General features: G+C 68.0%; 21 protein-coding genes. 1 reads left to right on the top strand and 20 read right to left on the bottom strand.

The window, feature by feature from the left end:
* Positions 1–116: 116 nt before the first annotated feature.
* The 7 genes from ACIGII_RS16995 to ACIGII_RS16965 form a co-directional block, all read right to left on the bottom strand.
* Entirely contained in the window at positions 117–689 is a 573-nt protein-coding gene (locus ACIGII_RS16995) for a hypothetical protein (protein WP_399641165.1), read from the bottom strand.
* Positions 690–899: 210 nt separating this feature from the next.
* The gene (gene uvrD / locus ACIGII_RS16990; protein ID WP_399641168.1) at positions 900–3,092 is read right to left on the bottom strand and encodes a DNA helicase II; all 2,193 of its coding nucleotides are present in this window, start codon (positions 3,090–3,092) and stop codon (positions 900–902) included.
* Positions 3,093–3,163: 71 nt separating this feature from the next.
* Entirely contained in the window at positions 3,164–4,579 is a 1,416-nt protein-coding gene (locus ACIGII_RS16985; RefSeq protein WP_399641170.1) for an FAD/NAD(P)-binding protein, read from the bottom strand.
* A gap of 21 nt (positions 4,580–4,600) precedes the next feature.
* A complete protein-coding gene (gene cls, locus ACIGII_RS16980; RefSeq protein WP_399641173.1) occupies positions 4,601–6,019 on the bottom strand; it encodes a cardiolipin synthase in 1,419 nt (472 codons plus the stop codon).
* 119 nt (positions 6,020–6,138) lie between these two features.
* On the bottom strand, positions 6,139–6,306 hold the full coding sequence (gene rpmG / locus ACIGII_RS16975; RefSeq protein WP_399657585.1) for a 50S ribosomal protein L33: 168 nt from the start codon (positions 6,304–6,306) through the stop codon (positions 6,139–6,141).
* A gap of 10 nt (positions 6,307–6,316) precedes the next feature.
* Positions 6,317–6,553, bottom strand: coding sequence for a 50S ribosomal protein L28 (gene rpmB / locus ACIGII_RS16970; RefSeq protein ID WP_005411638.1), 237 nt, complete (start codon positions 6,551–6,553; stop codon positions 6,317–6,319).
* A gap of 437 nt (positions 6,554–6,990) precedes the next feature.
* Positions 6,991–7,485, bottom strand: coding sequence for a hypothetical protein (locus ACIGII_RS16965; protein ID WP_399641179.1), 495 nt, complete (start codon positions 7,483–7,485; stop codon positions 6,991–6,993).
* Between the two features lie 163 nt (positions 7,486–7,648).
* On the opposite strand from ACIGII_RS16965, the gene ACIGII_RS16960 reads away from it, so the two are divergent.
* Positions 7,649–8,881 carry a glycosyltransferase gene (locus ACIGII_RS16960; protein ID WP_399641199.1) on the top strand — a complete coding sequence of 411 codons (1,233 nt, stop codon included), beginning with the start codon at positions 7,649–7,651 and terminating at the stop codon, positions 8,879–8,881.
* A gap of 2 nt (positions 8,882–8,883) precedes the next feature.
* Here the strand turns inward: ACIGII_RS16960 and ACIGII_RS16955 are convergent, their stop codons facing one another.
* The 13 genes from ACIGII_RS16955 to ACIGII_RS16895 form a co-directional block, all read right to left on the bottom strand.
* Positions 8,884–12,045, bottom strand: a complete 3,162-nt coding sequence (locus ACIGII_RS16955) for an efflux RND transporter permease subunit (RefSeq protein ID WP_399641182.1) — start codon at positions 12,043–12,045, stop codon at positions 8,884–8,886.
* 35 nt (positions 12,046–12,080) lie between these two features.
* Positions 12,081–13,061 (bottom strand): efflux RND transporter periplasmic adaptor subunit, encoded by a 981-nt coding sequence (locus tag ACIGII_RS16950; RefSeq protein WP_399641186.1) that lies wholly within the window; start codon positions 13,059–13,061, stop codon positions 12,081–12,083.
* A complete protein-coding gene (locus tag ACIGII_RS16945; RefSeq protein WP_399641188.1) occupies positions 13,058–14,401 on the bottom strand; it encodes a TolC family protein in 1,344 nt (447 codons plus the stop codon). Before ACIGII_RS16945 ends, ACIGII_RS16950 begins: the two co-directional genes overlap by 4 nt.
* A 55-nt stretch (positions 14,402–14,456) precedes the next feature.
* Complete coding sequence (locus ACIGII_RS16940) at positions 14,457–14,864, bottom strand: DUF2946 family protein (RefSeq protein WP_399641191.1); 408 nt, start codon at positions 14,862–14,864, stop codon at positions 14,457–14,459.
* A gap of 58 nt (positions 14,865–14,922) precedes the next feature.
* Positions 14,923–16,188, bottom strand: coding sequence for a membrane-targeted effector domain-containing toxin (locus tag ACIGII_RS16935; RefSeq protein ID WP_399641193.1), 1,266 nt, complete (start codon positions 16,186–16,188; stop codon positions 14,923–14,925).
* A gap of 161 nt (positions 16,189–16,349) precedes the next feature.
* On the bottom strand, positions 16,350–18,131 hold the full coding sequence (locus ACIGII_RS16930) for a DUF885 domain-containing protein (RefSeq protein ID WP_399641196.1): 1,782 nt from the start codon (positions 18,129–18,131) through the stop codon (positions 16,350–16,352).
* A 542-nt stretch (positions 18,132–18,673) separates the two neighbouring features.
* Positions 18,674–19,015: a lipid-A-disaccharide synthase N-terminal domain-containing protein gene (locus ACIGII_RS16925; RefSeq protein WP_068847856.1), complete on the bottom strand. Its 342-nt coding sequence runs from the start codon at positions 19,013–19,015 to the stop codon at positions 18,674–18,676.
* Complete coding sequence (locus ACIGII_RS16920) at positions 19,015–19,737, bottom strand: glycosyltransferase family 2 protein (RefSeq protein ID WP_399640512.1); 723 nt, start codon at positions 19,735–19,737, stop codon at positions 19,015–19,017. The genes ACIGII_RS16925 and ACIGII_RS16920 overlap by 1 nt, the downstream gene beginning before the upstream one ends.
* Before the next feature lie 87 nt (positions 19,738–19,824).
* The gene (locus ACIGII_RS16915) at positions 19,825–20,790 is read right to left on the bottom strand and encodes an SDR family NAD(P)-dependent oxidoreductase (RefSeq protein WP_399640509.1); all 966 of its coding nucleotides are present in this window, start codon (positions 20,788–20,790) and stop codon (positions 19,825–19,827) included.
* A gap of 4 nt (positions 20,791–20,794) precedes the next feature.
* A complete protein-coding gene (locus ACIGII_RS16910; protein ID WP_399640507.1) occupies positions 20,795–21,718 on the bottom strand; it encodes a ParB/RepB/Spo0J family partition protein in 924 nt (307 codons plus the stop codon).
* Positions 21,718–22,515 carry a ParA family protein gene (locus ACIGII_RS16905; protein WP_399640504.1) on the bottom strand — a complete coding sequence of 266 codons (798 nt, stop codon included), beginning with the start codon at positions 22,513–22,515 and terminating at the stop codon, positions 21,718–21,720. The genes ACIGII_RS16910 and ACIGII_RS16905 overlap by 1 nt, the downstream gene beginning before the upstream one ends.
* An 88-nt stretch (positions 22,516–22,603) precedes the next feature.
* Entirely contained in the window at positions 22,604–23,242 is a 639-nt protein-coding gene (gene rsmG, locus ACIGII_RS16900) for a 16S rRNA (guanine(527)-N(7))-methyltransferase RsmG (protein WP_399640501.1), read from the bottom strand.
* Positions 23,243–23,293: 51 nt separating this feature from the next.
* Positions 23,294–23,893, bottom strand: a complete 600-nt coding sequence (locus ACIGII_RS16895; protein ID WP_399640498.1) for a 4'-phosphopantetheinyl transferase family protein — start codon at positions 23,891–23,893, stop codon at positions 23,294–23,296.
* Positions 23,894–23,951: the final 58 nt, after the last annotated feature.

Here is a 23,951-nt window from a genome sequence, read left to right as displayed (position 1 = left end):
ACCTTCAGTTTGAAACGCCTTTCGTATTGGATCATGAACAAATTCCAGAGGTTGGATGGGCGTCCAACTTCTGGGGGTCAGTTCACATGCGTGTCCCTACCCCTCCCGCATCGGGTTCAGGGTGCGGCGTTCTGCAACCCTGCCCGGTCGCAGAGTTCGATGAATTGGCGCTCAGCCACCGGAGCGCTTGGACAAGGCGTCCACGCCGGGCGAAGCCCCACCAGGTACTCCATCCTGTCATGGAAGAGCGTGAAATCCTCAATGTTGTTATCGGCCGTCACCGGCAGATTCGACTTGAGACCAGGATGGAACATCCCCGCAGGTGCGGCGTTGAGATACGTGAAACGCGCGCGCGTCCCGCCAGCTTCCTCGTCGAACGTCACGTCGTACCAGGTAGCCCCCTGCGCCTGCACTTTTGAGAACGACGTCGTACTCCCGACGTAGCCGATCTGGGTGGCGATGTAACTGTAGGAGTGCCTGGCGCGGACTTCATTCTCCATCACCTCCACCCTGATCCTGTCGGGCGCGAGCAGGGTCAGGGCCTTTTCTGCCGCCGACTTCAGCTCTGCCGCGCTCTTGCCCGGGTAGAACCGGGTGGATGCCGCTGTCTGTTCGGGGGTGACCTTCTTCGCGACTGTTCCACAGCCACTGATGAGGGACACGACAGCGATGATCGCAAGTGCTCGCACGATGTACATTCCTTTGTAGGTGTTTCGGTGAGGTGCCGTCCGGCGGAGGGAAATTATGAGGCCATGGCGTGCCGGTCGGCATAGGGCAATTCCCTACACGCTTGCGATAACCCTCCATCATTCACGTACCCGGACCGCAGTGGCAGGGGCCTACAGGTACGGAACTACCTTCGTTTCCAGCACGTGGCGGGTCATCCGTGACTCGCCCGGTCAGATCACCGTGAGGTTGGCGTAGGCCATCACCAGCCACTTGCTGCCGGCCTCGGCGAATTCGACCTGCACGCGCGCGTGCGCGCCGCTGCCTTCGTAGTCGGTGACCATGCCTTCGCCGAATTTTGCGTGGGTGACCATCGCGCCCAGCTTGAGCGGTGGCGCGTCCAGCGCGGCGTGGCCGGCCGGTCGGCTGGCACCGAGCGAGGCGCCGCGCGAGACCTGCACCTTCGGACGCACTTCGTTGAGCAGCTCACGCGGGATCTCACGCAGGAAGCGCGAGGGCACGTTGTAGTTTTCCTGGCCGTGGATGCGGCGCGATTCGGCGTAGCTGAGCACCAGCTTCTGGCGCGCGCGGGTGATGCCCACGTAGGCCAGCCGACGCTCTTCCTCCAGCCGCCCGCTTTCCTCCAGGGAGCGCGCGCTCGGGAACAGGCCGTCTTCCATGCCGGCCAGGAACACCAGCGGGAACTCCAGGCCCTTGGCCGAGTGCAGCGTCATCAGCTGCACGCCTTCTTCGCCGGCCTGGGCCTGGCCTTCGCCAGCCTCCAGCGACGCGTAGGACAGGAACGCCACCAGCTCGTTCATGTTCTCCGCGCCTTCCTCGACATCGTCCTCGCGCCGGACGAAGCGCGAGGCCACCGACACCAGTTCGTCCAGGTTGTCCGCGCGCGATTCGGAATCCAGCGCGTTGCGGCTTTCCTTCGACCAGTGCTCGCGCAGGCCGGAGCGGATCAACACATGGTCGACGCGTTCGGCCAGGGTCATCTCGCCGGCTTCGTGCTGCAGCTGGTTGACCAGGGTGAGGAAGCCGGCCAGCGCGTTGCGCGCGCGTGCCGCCAGTTCATTGCCCCGGGTGGTCAGCATGGTGGCCTCCCACAGCGAAATCGCCTGGCTGCGCGCCAGGCGGCGCACTTCGTCCAGGGTGCGGTCGCCGATGCCGCGGGTAGGCGTGTTGACCGCGCGCTCGAAGGCGGCGTCATCGTTGCGGTTGGTCATCAGCCGCAGGTAGGCCAGCGCGTCCTTGATTTCGGCACGTTCGAAGAAGCGCATGCCGCCGTATACGCGGTACGGCACCTGCTCGGAGAGCAGCGCTTCTTCGAACGCGCGCGATTGCGCGTTGCTGCGGTAGAGCACCGCGGCATCGCCGTAGCTGCCGCCGTCGCGCACCCACTGGCGCGCACGCTCCACCACGTAACGCGCCTCGTCCATTTCGTTGTAGGCCGCGTACAGGTCGATCGGCTCGCCGTCGCCGCTGTCGGTCCACAGTTCCTTGCCGATCCGGTCCGGGTTGTGCGCGATCACCGCATTGGCCGCACCCAGGATGTTGGCGCTGGAGCGGTAGTTCTGCTCCAGGCGCACGGTCTGTGCGCCGGGGAAATCCTTCAGGAAGCGCTGTACGTTCTCGACCTTGGCGCCGCGCCAGCCATAGATGGCCTGGTCGTCGTCGCCGACCACGAACACGTGGCCGCTGTCGCCGGCCAGCACGCGCACGAACGCGTACTGGATGGCGTTGGTGTCCTGGAACTCGTCCACCAGGATCTCGCGGAAGCGCGAGCGGTAGTGGGCCAGCAGCGCCGGGTTGTCGCGCAGCAGTTCGTGCGCGCGCAGCAGCAGCTCGGCAAAGTCGACCAGGCCGGCGCGGTCGCAGCGCTCCTGGTAGGCCGCGTAGGCCTGGCGCATGGTTTCCAGCCAGGCATCGTTCGGCTCGGGCTGGATGTGCTGCGGGCGGCGGCCTTCGTCCTTCTGTTCGTTGATCCACCAGGCGATCTGCTTGGGCGGATGCTTGCTGTCATCGATTTCCAGCTGCTGCACCACGCGCTTGACCAGCCGCAGCTGGTCGTCCGAATCCAGCACCTGGAAGCTGTCGGGCAGCTTGGCCTCGGTGTGATGCAGGCGCAGCAGGCGGTGGGCCAGGCCGTGGAAGGTGCCGATCCACGCGCCGCGGCTGCCCTGCGGCAGCTGCGCGTCGATGCGGTGGCGCATTTCGCCGGCGGCCTTGTTGGTGAAGGTCACCGCAAAAATGCCATGCATCGGCACGCCGCAGACTTCGTTGAGCCAGGCGATGCGGTGGATCAGTACGCGGGTCTTGCCGGAACCGGCACCGGCGAGCACCAGATGGTGGCCGGGCGGGGCGGACACAGCTTCGCGCTGAGCGGGGTTGAGCCCGTCGAGCAGGTGGGAGACATCCATGCGCGCATTTTACCCCGCCGGCCGCCAAGCAGGGGCAGGTCAGCCAACCGGTTCAGCCGCCACCCGGTAGGTCACGACCGTTGGTCGTGACGCACCACCGCGGCCGTTGCCGCCTGCTGGGCCTGCACACGCAGTTCCGGAATGGCCAGGCTTTCCCACAAGGTGCCGATACGCAGGCTGCCGACTACCTGCACGCCCGGCTGCGGCCTGCCCTGCCCGTCCTGCAGGAAACCCGCACTGTCACTGTCCAACCCCAGCCCATGCGGGCCGGGGCGCGCATGGCCATCGGCCAGCAGCTGCTGCAACAGCGGGTTGCGCATGGCCAGCGCGCGGGTTTCCACGCCGGTGGCGTTGATTACGGCACCCACATTCAACGGCGGCAGGCCACCCGCGGCGCCGTGTGCATGCAGCTGCAGGGTGCTGTCCAGCACCAGCAGCGCATCCAGCCGCGCGCGGTGGCGCTGCAGTTGGCCCGATTCCTCCAGTTCCGCCAGCTGCGCATGCACCGTTTCGGCAATGCGGTGGCGGTGCACGTCCCAGTAGCGCACCACGTGGCGCAGGAAACGGCGCTGGTCAGCTGCATCAAGTCCCTGCCACAGCGCCTGGCCCAGTGGACGGATGCGGTCCATCACGCCCTGCCACGGAATACCCTTCGCCGCCGCGTCGCGCACATGGCCGCGCAGCGCGCGCAGGCGGGCGCGCAATGGCATCGCCAGCAGCGGCTGCGGATCGAACTTGGCGATACCCCCGTGCGCATGTGGCAGCGGCAGCAGTGCGTGCCGCGACAGCACGTGGATGCGGCCGCGATGACCCGCCGTGGCTAATGCCACCACGCTGTCGGCCATGCTCAGGCCCGAGCCGATGATGGCCACGTCGCCATCGCCGGCCAACAGGCGCACGCCGTCGTAATCCCACGCATCCACCACGCGGCCGGGCGGCAGGGCCTCGGCACCGGGCGCGGGCAACGGGCGCATGCTGTTGCCGCAGGCCAGCACCACCTGGCGTGACTGCCATTGCTGGCCATCGGCCAGTCGCAACACGTTCCGTGGCGTGCCCGGCTGCAGCGCGATGACCGGTTCGTGCACCACGTGCAGCGTCGCCGGGCTCTGCGCCTGCGCTTCTGCAAGCCGATGCTGCAGGTACGCGGCGTAATGGCGGCGCGGAACGAACGTCACGGTCAGTACGTCGCGCGGGAGGCCTGGCAGTGCATCGGCCTGCAGCAGGTAGTCGACGAAATCACCCGGCTGTTCGGGCAGGCCGCTCATCTTGCCGGCCGGCACGTTGAGCAGGTGCTCCGGCCACGGCGTGGCGTAGGCGATGCCCTGGGCCAGCGTGGACGCGGGCTCGAACAGGGCCACCTGCACGGGCGCGGTGGCGCTGCGCAGCGCGTTGAGCGCGACCAGCGCACCGGCCGCACCGCCGCCGATGATGGCCAGGTCGGCCTGGAGCATGGGTTCGGAGTCGGTCATGGCCGCATTGTAGGACATGCGCCCGCAACGCCCCGTGCGCTACATCAGCGCATCGGCCAGCCGCGCGATGCCTTCGCGGCTGCGTCGCCACGCAGGCCGCAGCCGCCACGCCTTCAGGTCGAGCTGGCGCGACTGCCGCAGGTAGTCGTCTTCGATCCCGATCAACTGTCGTACCAGCCCCCGGTCGTAGCAGAGCATGCCGATCTCGGCATTGAGCGCGAACGAGCGGATGTCCAGGTTGATCGAGCCGACCAGCGCGATGTCCTCGTCCACGGTGAGGTGCTTGGCATGCAGGAAGTGCGGTTCGTACAGCGCAACGCGCACGCCGGCGCGCAGCAGTTCGTCGTAGTACGCCTCCTGCGCCCAGGCGGTGAGGTGCTGGTTGTTGCTGGCCGACAGGATCAGCTGCACCTGCACCCCCGACAGCGCGGCGATGCGCAGCGCACTCAGCGTGGCCTCGTCGGGCACGAAGTACGGGGTGACCAGCACGATGCGGCGGCGTGCGAGGTGGATCAGCGCATTCACCGCATCGCGCGCGTTGCTGAAGGGGTAGGCCGGGCCGCTGGGCAGCAGCTGGGTGGGCACGTCGTCGGCGCAGACCGGCTCGACCATCATCACCTCCAGGCGCTGGCCGGTTTCCATGTACCAGTCGCTGGCGAACACCGCCTCCAGGTGGGCGACTGCCGGGCCGCGCACCCGCGCCACCAGTTCGCGGTTGGGATAGCCGGGCACGAAGCCGGGCTGGGCCAGATTCTGCGAACCGATGTAGCCGACCCGGTTGTCGATCACGGCGATCTTGCGATGGTTGCGCAGGTCCATGCGCCCGCTGCGGCGCCAGCGCAGCCCGCCCGGCAGCATGGCGCGCACGTCCACGCCCAGCGCCTGCAGGCGGTGGCGGTAGCGGCGCAGGCCGCGCTTGGCGCCCACCGCGTCCAGCAGCAGGCGGCAGTGCACGCCGCGTGCGGCGGCGCGCTGCAGCGCCTGCACGACCGCTTCGCCCACCGCGTCGTCGAACATCAGGTAGTACAGCAGGTGCACGCGGTCGCGGGCCTGGTCGATATCGTCGATCAGCGCCTGCAGCGAGGCGTCGTAATCGGTCAGCAGCTCCACCGCGTTGCCGTGCACGGGCATGAAGTCGCCCTGGCGCTCGATCAGCGGCACCATTTCGGCGGTGGCGGTATCGGGCACCGGGTTCCAGCGCAGCGGTGGCTGCAGCGCCTGTTCTTCGCGGATCACCTGGGAGGCCTCGGCCTGGCGCTGCACGCGCTGGCGCGACAACCACGGGTGGCCGAACAGCAGGTACAGCGGCAGGCCCAGCAGCGGCACGAAGCCGACCAGCAGCAGCCAGCTGCGCGCCGCGCCGGGCGTGGTGCGGCTGGGAATCCAGAACAGCGCGGCCAGCCGGATCAGCCAGTCCAGCAGCAACAGCCATGAACCCAGCAGCCATTCGAACAGCATCGGTTCGCCCGTTTGGGGTGTGCCGGCATTCTGCCATGGCCGGCGTGCACGCTCCCGGAAACGAAAAAACCCGCCGTGAGGCGGGTTCTTCGTTGGCCATCATGCAACCCCGTGAGGGATTACTTGATCTTGCCTTCCTTGTACGGGACGTGCTTGCGCACGACCGGATCGTACTTCGAGAATTCCATCTTCCCGGGGGTGTTCTTCTTGTTCTTGTCGGTCGTGTAGAAGTGACCGGTGTTGGCCGTCGAAATCAGACGGATCTTGTCGCGCTTGCCTGCCATGATCGTCTACTCCTCAGACCTTTTCGCCGCGCGCACGCAGCTCAGCCAGAACGGAATCGATGCCGTTCTTGTCGATGGTGCGCAGTGCATGCGCGGAAACACGAAGCTTGACCCAGCGGTTTTCGCTGGCGACCCAGAAGCGGCGCTCGTGCAGGTTGGGCAGGAAACGACGACGGGTCTTGTTGTTGGCGTGCGAGACGTTGTTACCCGTCTGCACTCGCTTGCCGGAAACTTGGCATACGCGGGACATTGCGCACCTCGATGAAAGTATGTGTCAGCCCATAGCCCGGGCGACGGCGGCCTCGGCGGTTTCCCGCCACACGTCATGAGAATCAAAGGGTTACGCTGACGAGGGCAGACCGGATGACGTGTTCCCGGCCACCAATCCGGACAAATCCGGACACAGCGAGCCGCGCATTATGCACGCGCAGCCCCTGCAAGGCAAGGGCTTATCCACAGGAGAACCCTGAACGGTGGCGCTCTTGCCCCTGTACCGGGGCGCGCCCGCGTGACATGATTTCACCAAGTGCTGCTGATCGGGACCCGGCGACGGGATAGTAGCGCTGCGAAGGCGGACTTTGTCCGTTCTTTCCTCAGCCATCGGCGGGATAGGCGAAAGCCAACGCGTTTCACTTTCACCGAGACCGTAATTCCAAGGCACCCCAGCGATGGGGTGCCTTTTTGTGTTCAGGGTCGCGGAATGCCCAGCTTGCTGGCCAACACTTTCTGGACCCGGAACAACCCCTGACCGCGCGGGAGCACCATGCCCTGCCAGTCGCGGTTGTAGGCGCTCACCACCCAGACGCGCACGCGGTTCTGCCGCTCACGTCTCGATATCCGGGTCCAGATGATGTCGCCATGGCCCAGGTCGGTGCAGAAGTACTGTTCCTGAGGCTCGCCACCCATGCTACGGACATGCCGCCGCACCGAAGCGTCGAAGAAGGGCCCACGCATGAAGTCCGCGACAGTGTGACTGAGCTGGTATCGCTTCACGCAGAAATAGCGCTCCTCGGCATGATGCGGGAAGCACGGTCCCCTGCCCTTCTGGTCGGTGAAGACATGGAAGCTGAAGCTCACGTCCACATCGACAAGCACGCCGTGCACCCTCACCTTCACCGAGAACGGATCCAGATGGCGCAGGTCATATCGGAGATTACCCGCAACGAAAGTACCGTAGGACAACGTCTGCTGCCTTGAGCGCAATTCCAGCCAGTGCTCGAGACTAGCTGCGGGTCATCGCCGCCAGGTTTGACCTACCTATCAGATTCGGGGATTGCAGCGACGGGATAGACCCGTTCTGCACACCGCATGGAGATACTTCAATTTTCGATCATCGGATGCGTCCATGCGACTTCTCGCTGTGACCTATGGAACCGAAGGCGACACCCGGCCGCTGGTGATGTTGTGCCATGGGCTGCAGGCGGCTGGACATGAGGTAATGGTACTGGCCGAGGGTGGCACGCTGGGCAGCGCGCAGGCGCTGGGCGTTCCGCATGCGGCGCTCGAAGGCGACATCCATGACGAGGTGGTGGCGCTGGTGTCGCGGGGCAACGACATGGCAGCGGCATCGCGCGGGCTGGCGCGGATGGCGCGGCATGTGCCGGCATGGATGCGACAGGCCGACGCCGCCGCGGCCGGGTGCGACGCGGTGCTGACCGGCGGGCTTGCCGCCTTCGTGGGCATGACGGTGGCCGAGCACCACGGCATACCGGTGATCGGAACCGGCATGATTCCACTCACGCCCACGCGCGCATTCGCCTCGCCCTTCCTGCCACGGCTGCGCCTCCCCGGTGTGCTCAACAAACTCAGCTACGGGCTGGTCAACGAGGCCGTGTGGCGCACCTTCCGTCGCCCCATCAACGAAGCGCGGCGGGCGATGGGCATGAACGCTCGACGCACCCTGTGGCGTGACGTTCCGATGCTGTACGGGATCTCGCCGAGCCTGATGCCGCCGCCTGCCGACTGGCCGGCCAATCACCATGTGTGCGGGCAATGGCGTGCACCCGATGCGCCTTGGCAGCCGACACCGGAACTGCAGGCCTTTCTCGATGAAGGCCCGCCGCCCGTATACGTCGGCTTTGGAAGCATGACGGGATTTGATCGCAACACGGTGTTGCCGGCACTGCTGCAGGCGCTGGCACCGCGGCGCGTGCTGCTGTTCCCGGGCTGGGCAGGCCTTCCAGACGGTCCGCTGCCAACGAATGTGTTTGTCATCGGCCCTGCACCGCACGAAGCGCTGTTCCCCCGCTGTTCGCTGGTGATCCACCACGGCGGCAGCGGCACCACGCATTCGGCCTGCCGTGCGGGGGTGCCTTCATTGGTGATGCCGTTTGCGGCAGATCAGTTTTTCTGGGCGGCGCGATTGCGGGAGATCGGCGTAGCCGCCGAACCGCTGTCGCCGGAACGCCTGGACACCGGGACATTGGGGCGGGCGATTGCCGTTGCCGAGCATGCGGACACGCAGGCACGTGCAGCTGCATTGGGACGGGCCATGGCGACGGAGGATGGTGTAGCGAAGGCCGTCCGGCTTATCGAGCAGGGGCAACGCCCGACCAACGGTCGGGCGCTACCCGGGTAGCGCTACTGCCTGCGGTGCAGCCAGCGGTACAGCACCGGCAGCACCAACAGGGTGAGCAGCGTTGATGACACGATGCCGCCGATCACCACGGTGGCCAGCGGGCGCTGTACTTCGGCGCCAGCGCCGACGTTGAAGGCCATCGGCACGAAGCCGAGCGAGGCCACCAGGGCGGTCATCAGCACCGGACGCAGCCGGCCCAGCGCGCCTTCGCGTACCGCATCGGCCAGCGGCATGCCGTCCTCGCGCAGGCTGCGCACGAAGCTGATCATCACCAGGCCGTTGAGCACCGCGACGCCCGAAAGCGCGATGAAACCGACGCCTGCGGAGATGGAAAGCGGAATGCCACGGGCGGCCAATGCAAGCACGCCACCGGTGAGCGCCAGCGGTACACCGCTGAACACAATGGCCGCGTCCTTGACCGAGCCGAACGCCCAGAACAACAGCGCGAAGATCAGGATCAGGGTGACCGGCACCACGACCGCCAACCGCTGGCTGGCCGAGATCAGCTGCTCGAAGCTGCCGCCGTATTCGATCCAGTAGCCGCTGGGGACCTGCACATCACGGTTGACCGCCTGCTGCAGGTCACTGACGAAACTGCCGAGGTCGCGATCGCGCACGTTGGCGGTGACCACGATGCGGCGCTTGCCGTTTTCGCGGTTGATCTGGTTCGGCCCTTCGCTGTTGGCCAGCGTGGCCAGCTCGCGCAGCGGCACGGTGCGTGCGGTGCCGCTGGTCCAGCCGCCGGCCTGGCTGGATTCGTCGGCATCGCCTTCCAGTGCCGGGGCCAGCGATACCGGCAGGTCGGCCAGTGCGGCCGGGTCCTGGCGCAGCGTCTCGGGCAGGCGCACCACGATGTCGAAGCGGCGGTCGCCTTCGAACAGCTGCCCGGCCACCTGCCCGCCCACGGCGGTGGCCACGGTGGACTGCACCTGGCCCGGATTGAGCCCGTAGCCGGCCAGCGCACTGCGGTTGGGAGTGACGGTGAGCAGCGGCAGGCCGCTGGTTTCCTCCACGCGCACATCCGCCGCGCCAGGCACGCTGCCGGCCACGCGGGCGATGCGCCTGCCCACCTTCAGCAGGGTCTCCAGATCGTCGCCGAACAGCATGACCGCCACGTCGGCACGCACGCCGGAGATGAGCTCGTTGGTACGCATCTGGATCGGCTGGGTGAACTCGTAGTTGTTGCCGGGCAGCTGCTCCACCGCCGCTTCCAGTTCAGCCAGCAGCGCGGCGCGCGGTTTGCGCGGGTCCGGCCAGTCCTTGCGCGGTTTCATCATGATGTACGTGTCGGCCACCGAGGGCGGCATCGGGTCGGAGGCCACTTCCGGGGTGCCGATCTTGGAGAACACCTTGCTCACTTCCGGGAACTGGACCAGCCGGTTCTCGATCAGCGTCTGCATCTCGACCGACTGGGTCAGGCTGGTGCCGGGAATGCGCATGGCATGCATGGCCACGTCGCCTTCGTCCAGGTTGGGCACGAACTCGCTGCCCAGCCGGGTGGCAAGCAGGCCGCAGCCCACCACCAGCACCAGCGCGCCACCGACCATCCAGCGCCCGCGCCGCAGCGAGAAGGCCAGCAGCGGCTGGTAACGCCGGCGCACCCAGGCCATCACCCGGTTTTCCTTCTCCTGCACGCGGCCGCCCAGGAACAAGGCGATGGCGGCCGGCACGAAGGTCAGCGCCAACACCATCGCGCCGCTCAACGCGAGCACCACGGTAATGGCCATGGGATGGAACATTTTTCCTTCCACGCCTGACAACGCGAAGATCGGCAGGTATACGGCAGTGATGATGCCCAGCCCGAACAGGCTGGGGCGGATCACTTCGGCGGTGGCGCTGGCGGTTTCGGCAAAGCGCTCCTCACGGGTCATGTCGCGGCCGAGGGCATGCTGGCGCTCGCCGAAGCGGCGCAGGCAATTCTCGATGATGATCACCGCGCCATCGACGATCAGCCCGAAGTCCAGCGCGCCCAGGCTCATCAGGTTCGCTGATACGCCCCCGCGCGCCATGCCGGTGAGGGTGAACAGCATCGCCAGCGGAATCACCGCGGCGGTGATCAAAGCGGCGCGGAAATTGCCTAGCAGCAGGAACAGCACCACGATCACCAGCAGTGCGCCTTCCACCAGGTTCCTGGCCACGGTCTGGATGGTGCGGTCCACCAGGGTGGTGCGGTCGTAGCTGGCGGTGACGGTGACGCCGGCAGGCAGGCTGCGTTGCGCTTGTTCCAGCCGCGCTGCGGCGGCCTGGGCCACATCGCGGCTGTTGGCACCGATCAGCATCACCACGGTACCCATCACCACTTCATGGCCATTCTGGGTGGCCGCGCCGCTGCGCAGCTCGGGGCCTTCGGCGACCTCGGCGACGTCGTGCACGTGGATCGGCACGCCTTCGCGGCGTGCCAGCACGATGTTGCCGATCTCCTCCAGGTTGGCGACCTGGCCGGGAATACGCACCAGGAACTGCTGGCCGTTGCGCTCGATGTAGCCGGCACCGATGTTCTGGTTGTTGCTTTCCACGGCCTGGACCACGTCTTCCAGAGTGAACCCCAACGCACGCAGGCGGGCCGGATCGGGCGTGATGTGCACCTGGCGCTGGAAGCCACCAATGGTGTTGACCTCGGTCACGCCCGGCACGTTGCGCAGCTGTGGCCGGATCACCCAGTCCTGCAGGGTGCGCAGGTCGGTGGCGGTGTAGGCGCTGCCATCGGGTTTGCGCGCCGCCGGATCGGCGTCGATGGTGTACATGAAGATCTCGCCCAGCCCGGTGGAGATCGGCCCCAGCTGCGGGTCCAGCCCGGCCGGAATCTGCGATTTCACCTGCTGCAGGCGTTCGGCCACCTGTTGTCGCGCGAAGTAGATGTCGGTGCCATCTTCGAACACCACCGTCACCTGCGACAGCCCATAGCGCGACAGCGAGCGCGCCTGCTCCATCCGCGGCAACCCGGCCATCACCGTTTCCACCGGGTAGGTGATGCGCTGTTCGGCTTCAGGCGGTGAATAGCCCGGGGCGGCGGTGTTGATCTGCACCTGGACGTTGGTGATGTCCGGGGTGGCATCGATGGGCAGCTTGGTGAAGCTCCACGCGCCCACGGCGATCAACGCCAGGGTCAGGCTCATCATCAGCCAGCGATGGGCGATGGAGGCGGCAATGATGCGCTCAAGCATGGCGATGCCCTCCACGCCCGGGGATAATTGCGTGCTCAATGCTCATGCGACGCTCCCGCCTTGCCGATGTCGGCCTTTACCACGTAGCTCTGCTCGGTGACGACTTCATCGCCGAGGGTGAGGCCCTCCAGCACTTCCACCTGGTTGGCGTCGCGCGCGCCGAGGCGCACTGCACGGGCGGTGTAGGTCTCGCCGGTGCGTACGAACACCACGTCCTTGCCTTCCATCGTCTGCAGCGCGCTGAGCGGCACCACCTGCGCGGCGGGCCGTGTCGCGACCACGATGCGCGCCTTCACCGCAGCGCCCGGCCGCCACAGGCCGTCGTCATTGCGCAGCGTGGCGCGGGCCACGGTGCTCTGGCTGGCGGTGGCGGTGCCGGGCAACACGCGTTCCAGCGTGGTGGCCTGGGTGACCCCGTCGGTCATCCGCGACACCGTGACCGGTACGCCGGCAGTAATGTGCTGGGTGTCGTTGCCGAAGATGTGCAGGTCCACCCACAGCGTAGACAGGTCACCGATCTCGAACAGCGGCGTGCCCTCGCCTGCCACGCCGCCCACCTGCGCCTGGCGGGCCAGCACCACGCCGCTGATGGGAGCGCTGACCGTGTAGGTGGTCAGGCTGAGGTTGCTTTCGATGCTGGCCAGTACCTGGCCGGCCTTGATGGTGTCGCCCACGTTGGCGCGCAACGAGCGGATCGGGCCGGGGAACCGGGCCATCACCTGGGCCACGCGGCCGTCCACCGGGGTCAGCAGGCCCTGCACGTCGTGTTCGTCGGCGATGGTGCCGGCGGCGACCGGGGCAACACGGATGCCGGACTGTTCGGCCATCGCCGCGGGGATGGTGGTGCTGTCCGATGCGTCGTCGTGGTCCTCGCCCGCTTCGGTGTGGCCGGGTTCGCCGTGGCCGTCGTCCGGGCTGGCCGGTGCCGTGGGCGCTTCCTTGGCACAGCCGGCCAGTGCAAGCAGGCACAACAGGAGGGCGGCGATGCGCGCCGCGCGGGGGATGGAAAGGTTCATCGGCGGTCCTCCGTGGACACCGTCGCGGTAGCGGGAGCGGTGCTGGCGTGGGCAAGCAGACCCTGGCCGGTCAGCCGTTGCAGTTCGATGAGTGCGGTCTGCGCGGCGATGGCGGCATCGAGCTGGCGCTGCCGCGCCTCGATGCGCATGGCCTGCAGCTGCGCCCACTCCATGTAGCTGATGGCACCGGCACGCCAGGCCTTTTCGGCGGCGCTCTCGGCACGCCGCAGTTGCGGCAGTACATCGCTCGCCATGCGGGTGACTTCCAGCCGCGAGGTTTCATAGCGTCCGTGGGCTTCGGCCAGCGTGGTGTACAGCTGCAGCGCGCGCGCATCGCGTTCCACCCCGTTGAGGGCGAGCTCGGCTTCGGCTGCGCGGATCTCCGGACCGGCGCGGCGCATGCTCCCCAGTGGCACGCTGAAGCCGCCGACCAGCGCGGTATCGCCGCTGTCGCGGCTGTTGCGCACGCCGACCTGCCAGCTGATATCCGGCCGTGCCTGGGTGCGTGCCAGCTGCAGCTGGGCTTCGCGCACGCGGCGTTCGCCGGCCAGCACGGCCAGTTCCGGGGTGCGCTGCAGTTCGTCGGCGAGGATATCGAAGGGTTGCAGGGCAGGCAGCTGCAGCGGGTCGCCGCTGACCACGTCGAATCCGGGCTCGCGCTCACGCCACAGCGCCGACAGCGCGAGACGCGCGGCGCGGTCGGCCTGCATGGCGCGATCACGGTCCACTTCGGCCTGCGCCAACATCGCCTGCGCGGTCATCAGCACCGATTCGGGCGATGCGCCGGCCTGCAGGCGCATCCGGGCGGCGGCGACCGCGCGGCGACGCTGGTCGATATCGGTGTCGGCAATGGCAAGCTGCGCGCGGGCTTCGGCAATGGCGAGATAACGCTGGGCCACGGCGGCCATCAGGTCCAGCCGCGCGGTTTCGCGCTGCGGTGCCAACGCGTCGAGATTGGCCTGGGCCAGTACCCGGCGGGCATCCAGCTTGCCGCCGCGCTCCAGCACGCCGGCCAGGGTGACGGTCAGTTCGGCGGCGTCGAAGCCACGGCTGCCACCGGTGCCCAACGCATTTTCCAGCTCAACGCCGACGGTCAGTGGCGGCCCGAACGCGGCCGCCTCACGGCGCGCTTCCCAGACCGGGCGCTGGGCATCGGCCAAACGCAGGTCGGGGTGGTAACGGGCGACGCGGGCGATGGCCTCGTCCAGGGTCAACGGGGAGGCCGCCGCCGTTGCAACGGGCAATGCTGCTTCGGCGGAACGGGTAACAGGCGCGGTGCCCTGCGCATACGCGCACGGCACGAACGCAATGGCAGCCACGGCTGCCAGACGCATCCACATGGGAATCTCCAGAAAGCGGTTCAGAGGTGAAGCCGCGGCAAGGCGCCGCGTGGCATCACACCGCTATCGGGGGGCGCAGCAGGCTCTCGGGCGGCTGGGCCAGCAGCTGTGCGGTCAGGCCCACCGGTAAGGCATGCGCCGGTGCGGCCGGCAGCGACCAGGCCGACGCCGCCAGCGGCAGTACGCCGCCGTGACCATGGCAGTGACCGCAGTGGACCAGCGCATGCAGCAGGCGCTCGCTACCGTCTTCATCGGCGGTGTCCGCATCGTCGGCCGGCAGCCCGGCGCGCTCGGCCGACGCGCTGTGCGACGTCGCATGCGCAACGCCGACGATGTCGGTATGCGACAACGCATGCAGGTCACCCAGCGCCGACGCCAACGCGCCACCGGCCGTGCCGAGCAGCACCACCGCCAGCATCAGCAGGCGGAGCGGGAGCGACAGGCGATGGCGCAGGCGGGACATCATCGGCGCAGGGTAACGACGGCGGCGCCCGTTACACAATCGCAGCAGCGCCCGCGGTTCATGCGCAGCGGTGGCCTGGCAGCGGGACGGTCGCCACGAGTGCCTGCTGGCGCTGGCGCTCAAGCTGTGCCTGCGCGGCACTGCACGGCGCTGGCGTGTCCGGACGCGCGCGACCGTCGCCAGCCGGCACCTTGAGCAGGTAGTCACACTGCTGCCCGCCTCCGCTGCGCTGCGGGGTGGGCTCGGTGGTCCGGCCCGGGTCGCAACCGGCCTGGATCCGGTCGCTCCAGCTGGGACTGGCGTCTTCCACCCGCAGGCTCGGGGCACCCAGCCGTTCGGCGATGCCGGCAATGCCGTTGAAGGTGCCGGCATGCGCGCAGCCGACCAGTGCGACCCAGCGTTGCGCGCCGGTCTTCCCGATCTGTTGCTGCTGGTGGTGCACTTCGATCTGTTGCTGCTGGTCGTGCGCGATGCGGGTTGCGGCCACGTGGTTGAACACCTTGATGCGGATATCCGAGGCGGTGCCGGTGCTGTCGGTCACCGCTGCCTGCACGCCGTGCAGGTGGTGGCTGGTCATCAGGTCCAGCGCCACGATGCGCATACCCACCTTCAACGCCGCGTCGACCACGCCGCGGTAGGTGGCGTCGCTGACCGCATCGGTGCCGTGGCCTTCGTCCTGTGCCGCCAGGAAGCGGCCGAGTGCGCCGGTGCAGCTGCCGTCGCGATGCAGCTGGTCGAGGTCGGCCTGGTGGATATCGCCCTGCAGGCGTTCCAGATACAGGGTATCCACGCCCAGCCTGCGCATCAGGGCCATGTGCCCGATGAGCAGCCGCCTGCTGGCATGCCCGTGGACCTCACCCACCACCAGGCCTTTGGCGTTGCCCAGCAGCTGCCGCAGCACGTCTTCCTGGCGGCTGGCCGCGGCGAGATCCGGCCATGCCGACACGCAGGTGGATCGGTACGGGACACCCAGCACCTCGTCCAGCAGCTCGGCACGCTTGCAGAAGAAGTCATCGAGTGCGGCCCGGTGTGGCGAGTTCAGCGGCAACCGGTATTCGCCATGCAGCAGCTTGCGATGCCGTGGCTGCAGGGCGACCAGCGCCTGGCCATGGTCAGGCGCGAGCGAAAAGCGCTGCAGGGGGTCGGCGGCTGTCGGGCGCTGGCAGACGACGCCGTCGTACACGCAGGCATTGCGCGCCTGCGCGGGCGGGCTGTCGGGAAGATTGCGCAGCGAGAGCAGCGCAGGGGCCTCGTGACGGCGCTGTACGCGCTCGGAGGCCGGGGTGAACAGGCGGTGTTTCAGTGCGGACAGGGCATCCAGCATGGTCAGGCTCCTAGGGGGATAGCGCGCGCCCGAGGGCGCGCGTGCCCAGCCTAATCATCCGGCTCTATTTCAATGCGACGCACTAAGCAGTTTCAACAGCGCGCGGACGCCCGTATGCCGATGCGTGCGCCAGCGCACATCGGCAACGGCCATTGCCGTCATCAGGGCGCTTTGCGTGCCGCGATGTACGCGCGGATCTGCGCATCGAGCACCGGCAGCGGCACCGAGCCCTGGCTGAGCACGGCGTCGTGGAACCCCTTCACGTCAAAGCGGTCGCCCAGGGCTTTCTCGGCCTCGCCGCGCAGGCGCACGATGGCGATCTCGCCCAGCTTGTAGCTCAGTGCCTGGCCTGGCCACGAAATGTAGCGGTCCACCTCGGTGGTCACTTCGTGCTCGCTCAGCGCGGTGTGGTCGCGCAGGTAGGCCAGCGCCTGGTCGCGGGTCCAGCCCTTGTGGTGGACGCCGGTGTCGATCACCAGCCGCGCGGCACGCCACATTTCATAGGTCAGGCGGCCGAAATCCTCGTACGGCGTTTCGTAGATGCCCATCTCCACGCCGAGCTTCTCGCTGTACAGGCCCCAGCCTTCGCCGTAGGCGGAAATGTAGGCGTTGCGGCGGAACTCGGGCTGTTCGCCCTGTTCGGCGGCCAGCGCCCCCTGCAGCGCGTGGCCGGGATCGGATTCGTGCAGGGTCAGGGCCGGCAGGTTGTACAGCGGGCGCGCCGGCAGGTTGTAGGTGTTCACCCAATAGGTGCCCATGCCGCCACGGCCGGCGGTCCAGAACGGGGCGATGTCCGGCGGCACCGGCACGATGGTGAAGCGCGCGCGCGGCAGGGTCATGTACTTGCCGATCACGCCATCCACACGCTTGGAGATCCACGCCGCGCGGTGCAGCAGTTCATCCGGGGTCTTGGCGTAGAACTGCGGGTCGGTGCGCAGGAAGGCCAGGAAGTCGGCGAAGCTGCCCTTGAACTTGACCTCCTTGATGACCTCGTTCATTTCCTTCTGGATGCGCGCCACTTCCTTCAGGCCGATCTCGTGGATCTGCTGCGGGGTGAGGTCCAGCGTGGTGTATTCGTGGATCTGCTGCTGGTAGTACGCCTTGCCGTCCGGCAATGCTTCGGCCGCCAGGGTAGTGCGCGCCTGCGGCACGTACTCGCCGACGAAGAAGGTGCGCAGCTTGACGAACGCCGGCACGACGCTGGCGCTGATCGCCTGGCGGGCCTGCGCCTGCAGCGCGGCCTGCTCGGCGGCGGGAATGCTGGCCGGCAGCTTCTTGAACGGCGCGTACAGCGGCGACTGGGTCGGGTCCTTCAGTTCGGCCACGGTGGCGATCGAGACTTCACGGCCGTCGAGCACCGCGCGCGGCACGCTGAAGCCGCGCTTCAGGCCGGCGCGCATGTTGTCGGTCTGCTGGTCGAAGTAGCGCGGCACATCATTGAGGCGCGCGATGTAATTGCGGTAATCCTGGGCGGTCTTCATCTCGCGACGCGCCATGAACGACAGGTTGGACCAGAACGACGAGTCCGAATTGAAGGGCATCTCATAGCCGCGCAGACGCACGTCGGCGGCGAGGTTGAACACCTGGTCGCGATAGATCGCGTAGTTGACCTGGTTGGCAGGCGACAGCGCCTTGGCATCGAGCGTGTCGAGCTTGGCCAGCACGTCGTCCCACACCACCAGGCGCGCCTGCTGCGCTGCGGGACCCACGTCGGGCATGCGGGTGGCCGTGGCCGGGGCGTCGCTGTCTTCGCTGGCTTCACCGCCGCCGGTCTGGCGCCAGGCCCATTCCTTCTCGTAGATCGCACGGAACGCGGCATCGGCGGGCGATTCGGTGGCCAGGCTGGCCGGCGCGGCGGCGTCAGCCGGCGGCGGGGCTGCCAGCGCAGCGTGGGCAGGGAGGGCCAGGGCGAGCAGCAACGCAGCAACGAGCGGTGGATTCACGAGCAGGGGTTCCCGGGTGACGGCAAACCCCGATCATGGCATCCCGCCCCAGCGCGCGCATGGATCAAAGGTCCTGCCCGCGAAGCGGGCAGGACCGGGGATCGGCCAACGGCCGAGACCCTCGCGCCGAAGGCGCGGTAGCTACCGACCGTTGGTCGGTAGACAACAACAGCGGGCAGGACCGGGGATCGGCCAACGGCCGAGACCCTCGCGCCGAAGGCGCGGGTAGCGCCGACTGTCAGTCGGCTGCTCTTGATCTTGATGTTGTTCTTGATTCCCGCGAAGAGCAGCCGACTGACAGTCGGCGCTACCGGGCGCAAGGTAACCGCTGGGTACGGCCGTACCGGGTAGGCGCCGGGTACGGGCCATACCGGGCGGGCGCCGGGTATCGGCCGGGTACGGGCCGTACCGGGCGGGCGCCGGGTATCGGCCGGGTACGGGCCGTACCGGGCGGGCGCCGGGTATCGGCCGGGTACGGGCCGTACCGGGTAGGCGCCGGGTATCGGCCGGGTACGGGCCGTTACCCGCGAGGTTGGCAGCCCTCAGTGTTCGGCTTTATCCCGCTTCCACCCGCGGTGCTGGATGTCCAGCTTCAGGCTGTACAACGCGGTGAATGCCGGGAACAGGTTCTGCAGCACGCCCACCGAGTCCTGCTTGGCCGAAAACAGGAAGTAGCTCAGCGTCATCAGGCTGCCCACCACGCTCATGTACCAGAACAGGCGCGGGATCACCGGCTTGCCGGCACGGCGCGAGGCCACGAACTGGACCAGCCAGCGACCGCCGAACATCAGCGCGCCGGTGTAGCCGATCAGCTTCCAGCCGGTCACGTGCAACCCGGTCCAGAACAGCCAGCTCAGCGGTTGGTCCAGCCAGTGCAGTTCCATCACCGTTCCTCCACGGCCGTGCGCTTGCTGCGGGTGATCAGCCAGGCCACCCCGCGCAGGTCGCGGATGCCCACCAAGGCGCGGCCCAGGTTGTTGTACTTGGACACCCCGGCGGTCCGGTGCCGGTGGTTGACCGGTACGCTCACCGTCTTCCAGCCCGCCCGCTGCATCAACGCGGGCAGGTACCGGTGCATGTGGTCGAAGTACGGCAGGTCCAGGAACGCGGCGCGTTCGAACAACTTGATGCCGCAGCCGGTGTCGGGGGTGTCGTCGCGCAGCATGCGCGCCCGGATCGCGTTGGCCCATTTGCTGGCCCAGCGCTTGCTGCCGCTGTCCTGGCGGTTGACCCGCCAGCCGGCGAACAGCTTGACCTCGGCCGCCGCCGCGCTGCGCGCGGCCAGCAGTTTCGGAATGTCGGCCGGGTCGTTCTGGCCGTCGCCGTCGAGGGTGGCGATCCACGGCGCACGCGCATGTTTCACACCGTTACGCACCGCCGTGCTCTGCCCGCTCTGGCTGGCATGGTGCAGCACCCGCAGTTCGGGGGTGCTCGATTTCAGCGAGGCCAGCACAGCCAGGGTGTCGTCCCGCGAATGGTCGTCGACGTAGACGATCTCGAAGTCGAGCTGGCCGCGCAACGCCGCGGTGATCTCCTCGATCAGGGGCTGGACGTTGTCGCGCTCATTGAATACCGGAACGACGACCGACAACTGGAGTGGGCTCATGATCGGGCTCTGCGAGGGGCCAGGAGTGAAAACGACCGCGCATTTTCCGTGATCAAGGTTATCCGAAGATGAACCTGCCGGCGTACGTCAGGCGCGGGTCCCGAAATAATCGCGGCACCAGTCCACCACCGGGGGCAGGCCGCGCTCGATCGGCGTGGCCGGCTCATAGCCGAATGCGTCACGCGCGCGCCGGGTATCGGCCATGGTGCGGACCATGTCGCCCGGCTGCATCGGCTTGTACACCTTGTGGGCCGGTCGCCCGGCCGCCGCCTCGATGACGCCGATGAAGTGTTCCAGTTCGATCGGGGTGTGGTTGCCCAGGTTGAAGACACGATGCGGAACGCCCTCGCCGGACGGATGCGCCAGCGCGCCGAGGATACCGGCGACGATGTCGGAAACATGTGTGAAGTCGCGCTGCATCTTTCCGTCGTTGAACACCTCGATTGGACGCCCGGCCAGCACCGCGCGCGAGAACAGCAGCGGTGCCATGTCCGGGCGTCCCCACGGGCCGTATACGGTGAAGAAGCGCAGGCCGGTGGCATGCAGGCCATACAGCTGGGCGTAGGTGTAGGCCATCAGCTCGTTGGCGGCCTTGGTGGCGGCGTACAGCGAACGCGGCTGGTCGATACGCTGGTCTTCGGAGAACGGCGGGGTGGCCGAATCGCCGTACACCGAGCTGCTGGAGGCATACACCAGGTGGGCCACGCCGCGGTGGCGGCACAGCTCCAGCATGTTGACGAACCCGGTGAGGTTGCTGTCCACGTAGGCGTATGGATTTTCCAGCGAGTAGCGCACGCCGGCCTGGGCGGCCAGATGCACCACCCGGGTGGGCTGCACCTGGTCGAACAACGCGGCCAGGCCGTCGCGGTCGGTGAGGTCGAGCACGCGGATGTCGGCGTCCGGGCACAGCGCGGCCACGCGGTCGCGCTTGATCTGCGGGTCGTAGTAGTCGTTGTAGTTGTCCAGCCCGACCACGCGGTGCCCGGCATCGAGCAGGGCACGCACGGTGTTGGCACCGATGAAGCCTGCCGCGCCGGTGACAAGGACGGTCATGGCCTCAGCCCTTGCGGACGCGCAGCTTTTCGAGCACGCCGTCGAGCGTGTCCAGGTCGGTGTAGTGGATGATCAGTTTGCCCTTGCCACCGCGGCCATGGTTGATCGCCACGCGCGCGCCCAGCGATTCGGACAGCTCGGTTTCCAGCGAGGCGATGTCCGCCTGCGGGGCGCTGGCACTGGGCTTGCGGCGCAGGTTGGCGGGGACCTTGCCGGCCGCGAACTGCTGCGCGCGGTGTTCCACTTCACGCACCGACCAGCCCTGGTCGGCCGCTTCCTGGGCCAGCTTGCTGGCCAGTTCCGGGGCCAGGGTCAGCAGCGCACGGGCATGGCCCATTTCCAGCCGGCGGGTTTCCAGCAGCAGGCGGATCGCCACCGGCAGCTCCAGCAGGCGCAGCAGGTTGGACACCGCCGCGCGCGAACGGCCGACGGCCTGCGCGGCTTCGGCATGGGTCAGCGCGAATTCGCTGATCAGCCGCTGCAGCGCTTCGGCTTCTTCCAGCGGGTTGAGGTCTTCGCGCTGGATGTTTTCGATCAGCGCCATCGCGATGACGGTGCGGTCTTCCAGCTCGCGCACCACCACCGGCACTTCGTCCAACCCGGCCAGCTGCGAGGCGCGCCAGCGGCGTTCGCCGGCCACGATCTCGAAGCTGTCCTGGCCCAGCTGGCGGACCAGGATCGGCTGGATCACGCCCTGCGCCTTGATCGACTCGGCCAGCTCGGCGAGCTTGGTCTCGTCCATGTCGCGGCGCGGCTGGTACCTGCCCGGCTGCAGGTGCTGGACCGGCAGCTTGCGCAGTACTTCACCCGGCAGCGGTTCGACCACGGCCGCGGCCTGCACCTGTGTCACCGCGCCCTTGGGCCCCAGCAGCGCATCGAGGCCACGGCCGAGGCCGCGTTTCTTGCCGGGGGCGGGCTTGGTGCTCATCAGGCGGTCTCCATGGCCTTGCCGGCCGTGTTGCGTTGGTGGTGGCGGCGGATGATCTCGCCGGCCAGGCCGAGGTAGGCGACGCCGCCGCGCGAGGCGCGGTCGTAACCGACGATGCTCTGGCCGTGGCTGGGCGCTTCGGCCAGGCGGACGTTGCGCGGCACGATGGTGCGGAACACGCGGTCGCCGAAGTGCTCGGTCAGTTCGGCCGACACCGCATTGGCCAGGTTGTTGCGTACGTCGAACATGGTGCGCAGCACGCCCTCGATCTCCAGGCTGGGATTGAGGTTGGCGCGCAGTGCGTCGATGGTTTCCACCAGCGCGCTCAGCCCTTCCAGCGCGTAGTACTCGCACTGCATCGGGACGATCACCGAATCGGCGGCGGCGAGCGCGTTGAGGGTCAGCAGCGACAGCGCCGGGGGGCAGTCGATCAGGATGAAGTCGTACTCCTCCTGGATCGGCGCCAGCGCGCGCTTGAGGCGCTGTTCGCGCTCGCCCTGGTCCATCAGCTGGATCTCGGCGGCGGTCAGGTCGATGTTGCCCGGCAACAGGTCGAAACCTTCCGGCGTGGTCACCCGGATGTCCGCCGCGCTGCTTTCGCCCAGCAGCAGGTCGCAGGTGGACGCGGCCACTTCGCGCTTGTCCACGCCGCTGCCCATGGTCGCATTGCCCTGGGAATCGAGGTCGACCAGCAGCACGCGCTTGGGCGCAGCAGCCAGGGCGGCGGCCAGATTGACGGCAGTCGTGGTCTTGCCGACGCCACCTTTCTGGTTGGCGATGGCGATGATGCGAGCCATGCGGGTGAGCCTCATCGGCAGGGAGTGGGACTGGGCATTATGCGGTCAGCGGCCGTGTCATGCACTGTGAGATGCGCGCAGGGTCCCCTCATGGGCCGGCCACCACGACCAGGTGACGCTCGCCGGTGAGGCCGGGGACCTGCAGCGGCAGCACCTGTTCCACCTGCCAACCGGCCGGCAGCTGGGCGATCTCGTCATGCGGGTACACCCCCTTCATGGCCAGCAGCTTGCCGCCGGGTCGCAGCAGGTGGCCGCCGACGGCGATGATGCCGGCCAGGGTGTCCATCGCCCGTGCGGTAAGGTGGTCGTAGGCGCCCGGTTCGGCCAGCGCCTCGGCCCGCGATTCGGCCACCCGTGCATTGGCCAGGCCCAGCTGGCGTACCGCTTCGCGCATGAAGCGGGCTTTCTTGCCATTGCTCTCCACCAGGGTCACCTGCAGCTGCGGGCGGGCGATCGCCAGCGGGATGCCGGGCAGCCCGGGGCCGGTGCCGAGGTCGGCCAGGGTGCCCTGCGCCAGGAACGGCTGCATGGCCAGCGAATCAAGCAGGTGGCGGGTCACCATCTCCAGCGGGTCGCGGATCGCGGTGAGGTTGTAGGTGCCGTTCCAGCGGTGCAGCAGGGTCAGGTAGGCCAGCAGCGGCGGCGCGAGGGCGGCATCCAGGCCCATGGCGGCCAGGCCCTTTTCAAGTGCGGCGGCGACGGCCGGCGGAAGCGTATGTTCGGTCATGCGCCCATTATTGCAGGGTGGCGCCGCTGGCATTGCGCGAATCCGGTGCGATCAGAGCGCGTGCCAGGCCAGCGCGGCACGGAAATCGGCAGCGGCCTGCCATTCGTGCAGGTGCCAGCGTTCGGCCGGGCCGAGCTCGGGGTCGGACCACGCCAGGTGCAGGGCGCCATCGTCGCCCGGGGCCAGCTGCAGGCGATGCAGGCCGAACGAAATGCCCTGCCCCTGCGCCTTCAGGATTGCTTCCTTGGCACACCACACGCGGAAGAACCAATGCTGGCGGGCGGTGTCGTCCAGCCCGAGCAGCCAGGCGACCTCGGCCGGGTGGAAGAAGCGCTCGATGATCTCGGCCATGCGGGGACGCGGGCGCAGCGGTTCCAGGTCCACGCCCAGCCGCACCCCCTCACCCCATCCCACCAGCAGCAGGCCGTGGCTGTGGCTCCAGCCGGTCCCGATATGGGCCAGCGGGCCGTGCAGTTCGGGGCGGCCGCGCCGATCGCGCTGCAGCGGCAGGGTCTCGGGGCGACCGCCCAGCTGTTCGGCCAGCAGTACCCGGGCCTGCGGCTCGCCGCGGGTGCCGGGCACGTGCGGCAACCGCCAGACAGTGACCGGGCCGAACCGCCAAGGGCCGTCACGCGTGGCAGGCAGGCTCACGCGAACACCGCGGCAAGGCCAGTACACGGCGGTTTCACGGAAGTTGCCGTCAACTGGC

Source organism: Stenotrophomonas sp. NPDC077420, from assembly GCF_044543385.1.
Taxonomy (GTDB): domain Bacteria; phylum Pseudomonadota; class Gammaproteobacteria; order Xanthomonadales; family Xanthomonadaceae; genus Stenotrophomonas.
This window is presented reverse-complemented; position numbering and strand designations above follow the sequence as displayed.

Excerpts from the sequence above, each read along its gene's own strand:
- uvrD (WP_399641168.1), bottom strand. The coding sequence starts at position 3,092 with ATGGATGTCTCCCACCTGCTCGACGGGCTCAACCCCGCTCAGCGCGAA.
- ACIGII_RS16985 (WP_399641170.1), bottom strand. The coding sequence starts at position 4,579 with ATGTCCTACAATGCGGCCATGACCGACTCCGAACCCATGCTCCAGGCC.
- cls (WP_399641173.1), bottom strand. The coding sequence starts at position 6,019 with ATGCTGTTCGAATGGCTGCTGGGTTCATGGCTGTTGCTGCTGGACTGG.
- rpmB (WP_005411638.1), bottom strand. The coding sequence starts at position 6,553 with ATGTCCCGCGTATGCCAAGTTTCCGGCAAGCGAGTGCAGACGGGTAAC.
- ACIGII_RS16960 (WP_399641199.1), top strand. The coding sequence starts at position 7,649 with ATGCGACTTCTCGCTGTGACCTATGGAACCGAAGGCGACACCCGGCCG.
- ACIGII_RS16955 (WP_399641182.1), bottom strand. The coding sequence starts at position 12,045 with ATGCTTGAGCGCATCATTGCCGCCTCCATCGCCCATCGCTGGCTGATG.
- ACIGII_RS16950 (WP_399641186.1), bottom strand. The coding sequence starts at position 13,061 with ATGAACCTTTCCATCCCCCGCGCGGCGCGCATCGCCGCCCTCCTGTTG.
- ACIGII_RS16945 (WP_399641188.1), bottom strand. The coding sequence starts at position 14,401 with ATGTGGATGCGTCTGGCAGCCGTGGCTGCCATTGCGTTCGTGCCGTGC.
- ACIGII_RS16940 (WP_399641191.1), bottom strand. The coding sequence starts at position 14,864 with ATGTCCCGCCTGCGCCATCGCCTGTCGCTCCCGCTCCGCCTGCTGATG.
- ACIGII_RS16935 (WP_399641193.1), bottom strand. The coding sequence starts at position 16,188 with ATGCTGGATGCCCTGTCCGCACTGAAACACCGCCTGTTCACCCCGGCC.
- ACIGII_RS16925 (WP_068847856.1), bottom strand. The coding sequence starts at position 19,015 with ATGGAACTGCACTGGCTGGACCAACCGCTGAGCTGGCTGTTCTGGACC.
- ACIGII_RS16920 (WP_399640512.1), bottom strand. The coding sequence starts at position 19,737 with ATGAGCCCACTCCAGTTGTCGGTCGTCGTTCCGGTATTCAATGAGCGC.
- ACIGII_RS16915 (WP_399640509.1), bottom strand. The coding sequence starts at position 20,790 with ATGACCGTCCTTGTCACCGGCGCGGCAGGCTTCATCGGTGCCAACACC.
- ACIGII_RS16910 (WP_399640507.1), bottom strand. The coding sequence starts at position 21,718 with ATGAGCACCAAGCCCGCCCCCGGCAAGAAACGCGGCCTCGGCCGTGGC.
- ACIGII_RS16905 (WP_399640504.1), bottom strand. The coding sequence starts at position 22,515 with ATGGCTCGCATCATCGCCATCGCCAACCAGAAAGGTGGCGTCGGCAAG.
- rsmG (WP_399640501.1), bottom strand. The coding sequence starts at position 23,242 with ATGACCGAACATACGCTTCCGCCGGCCGTCGCCGCCGCACTTGAAAAG.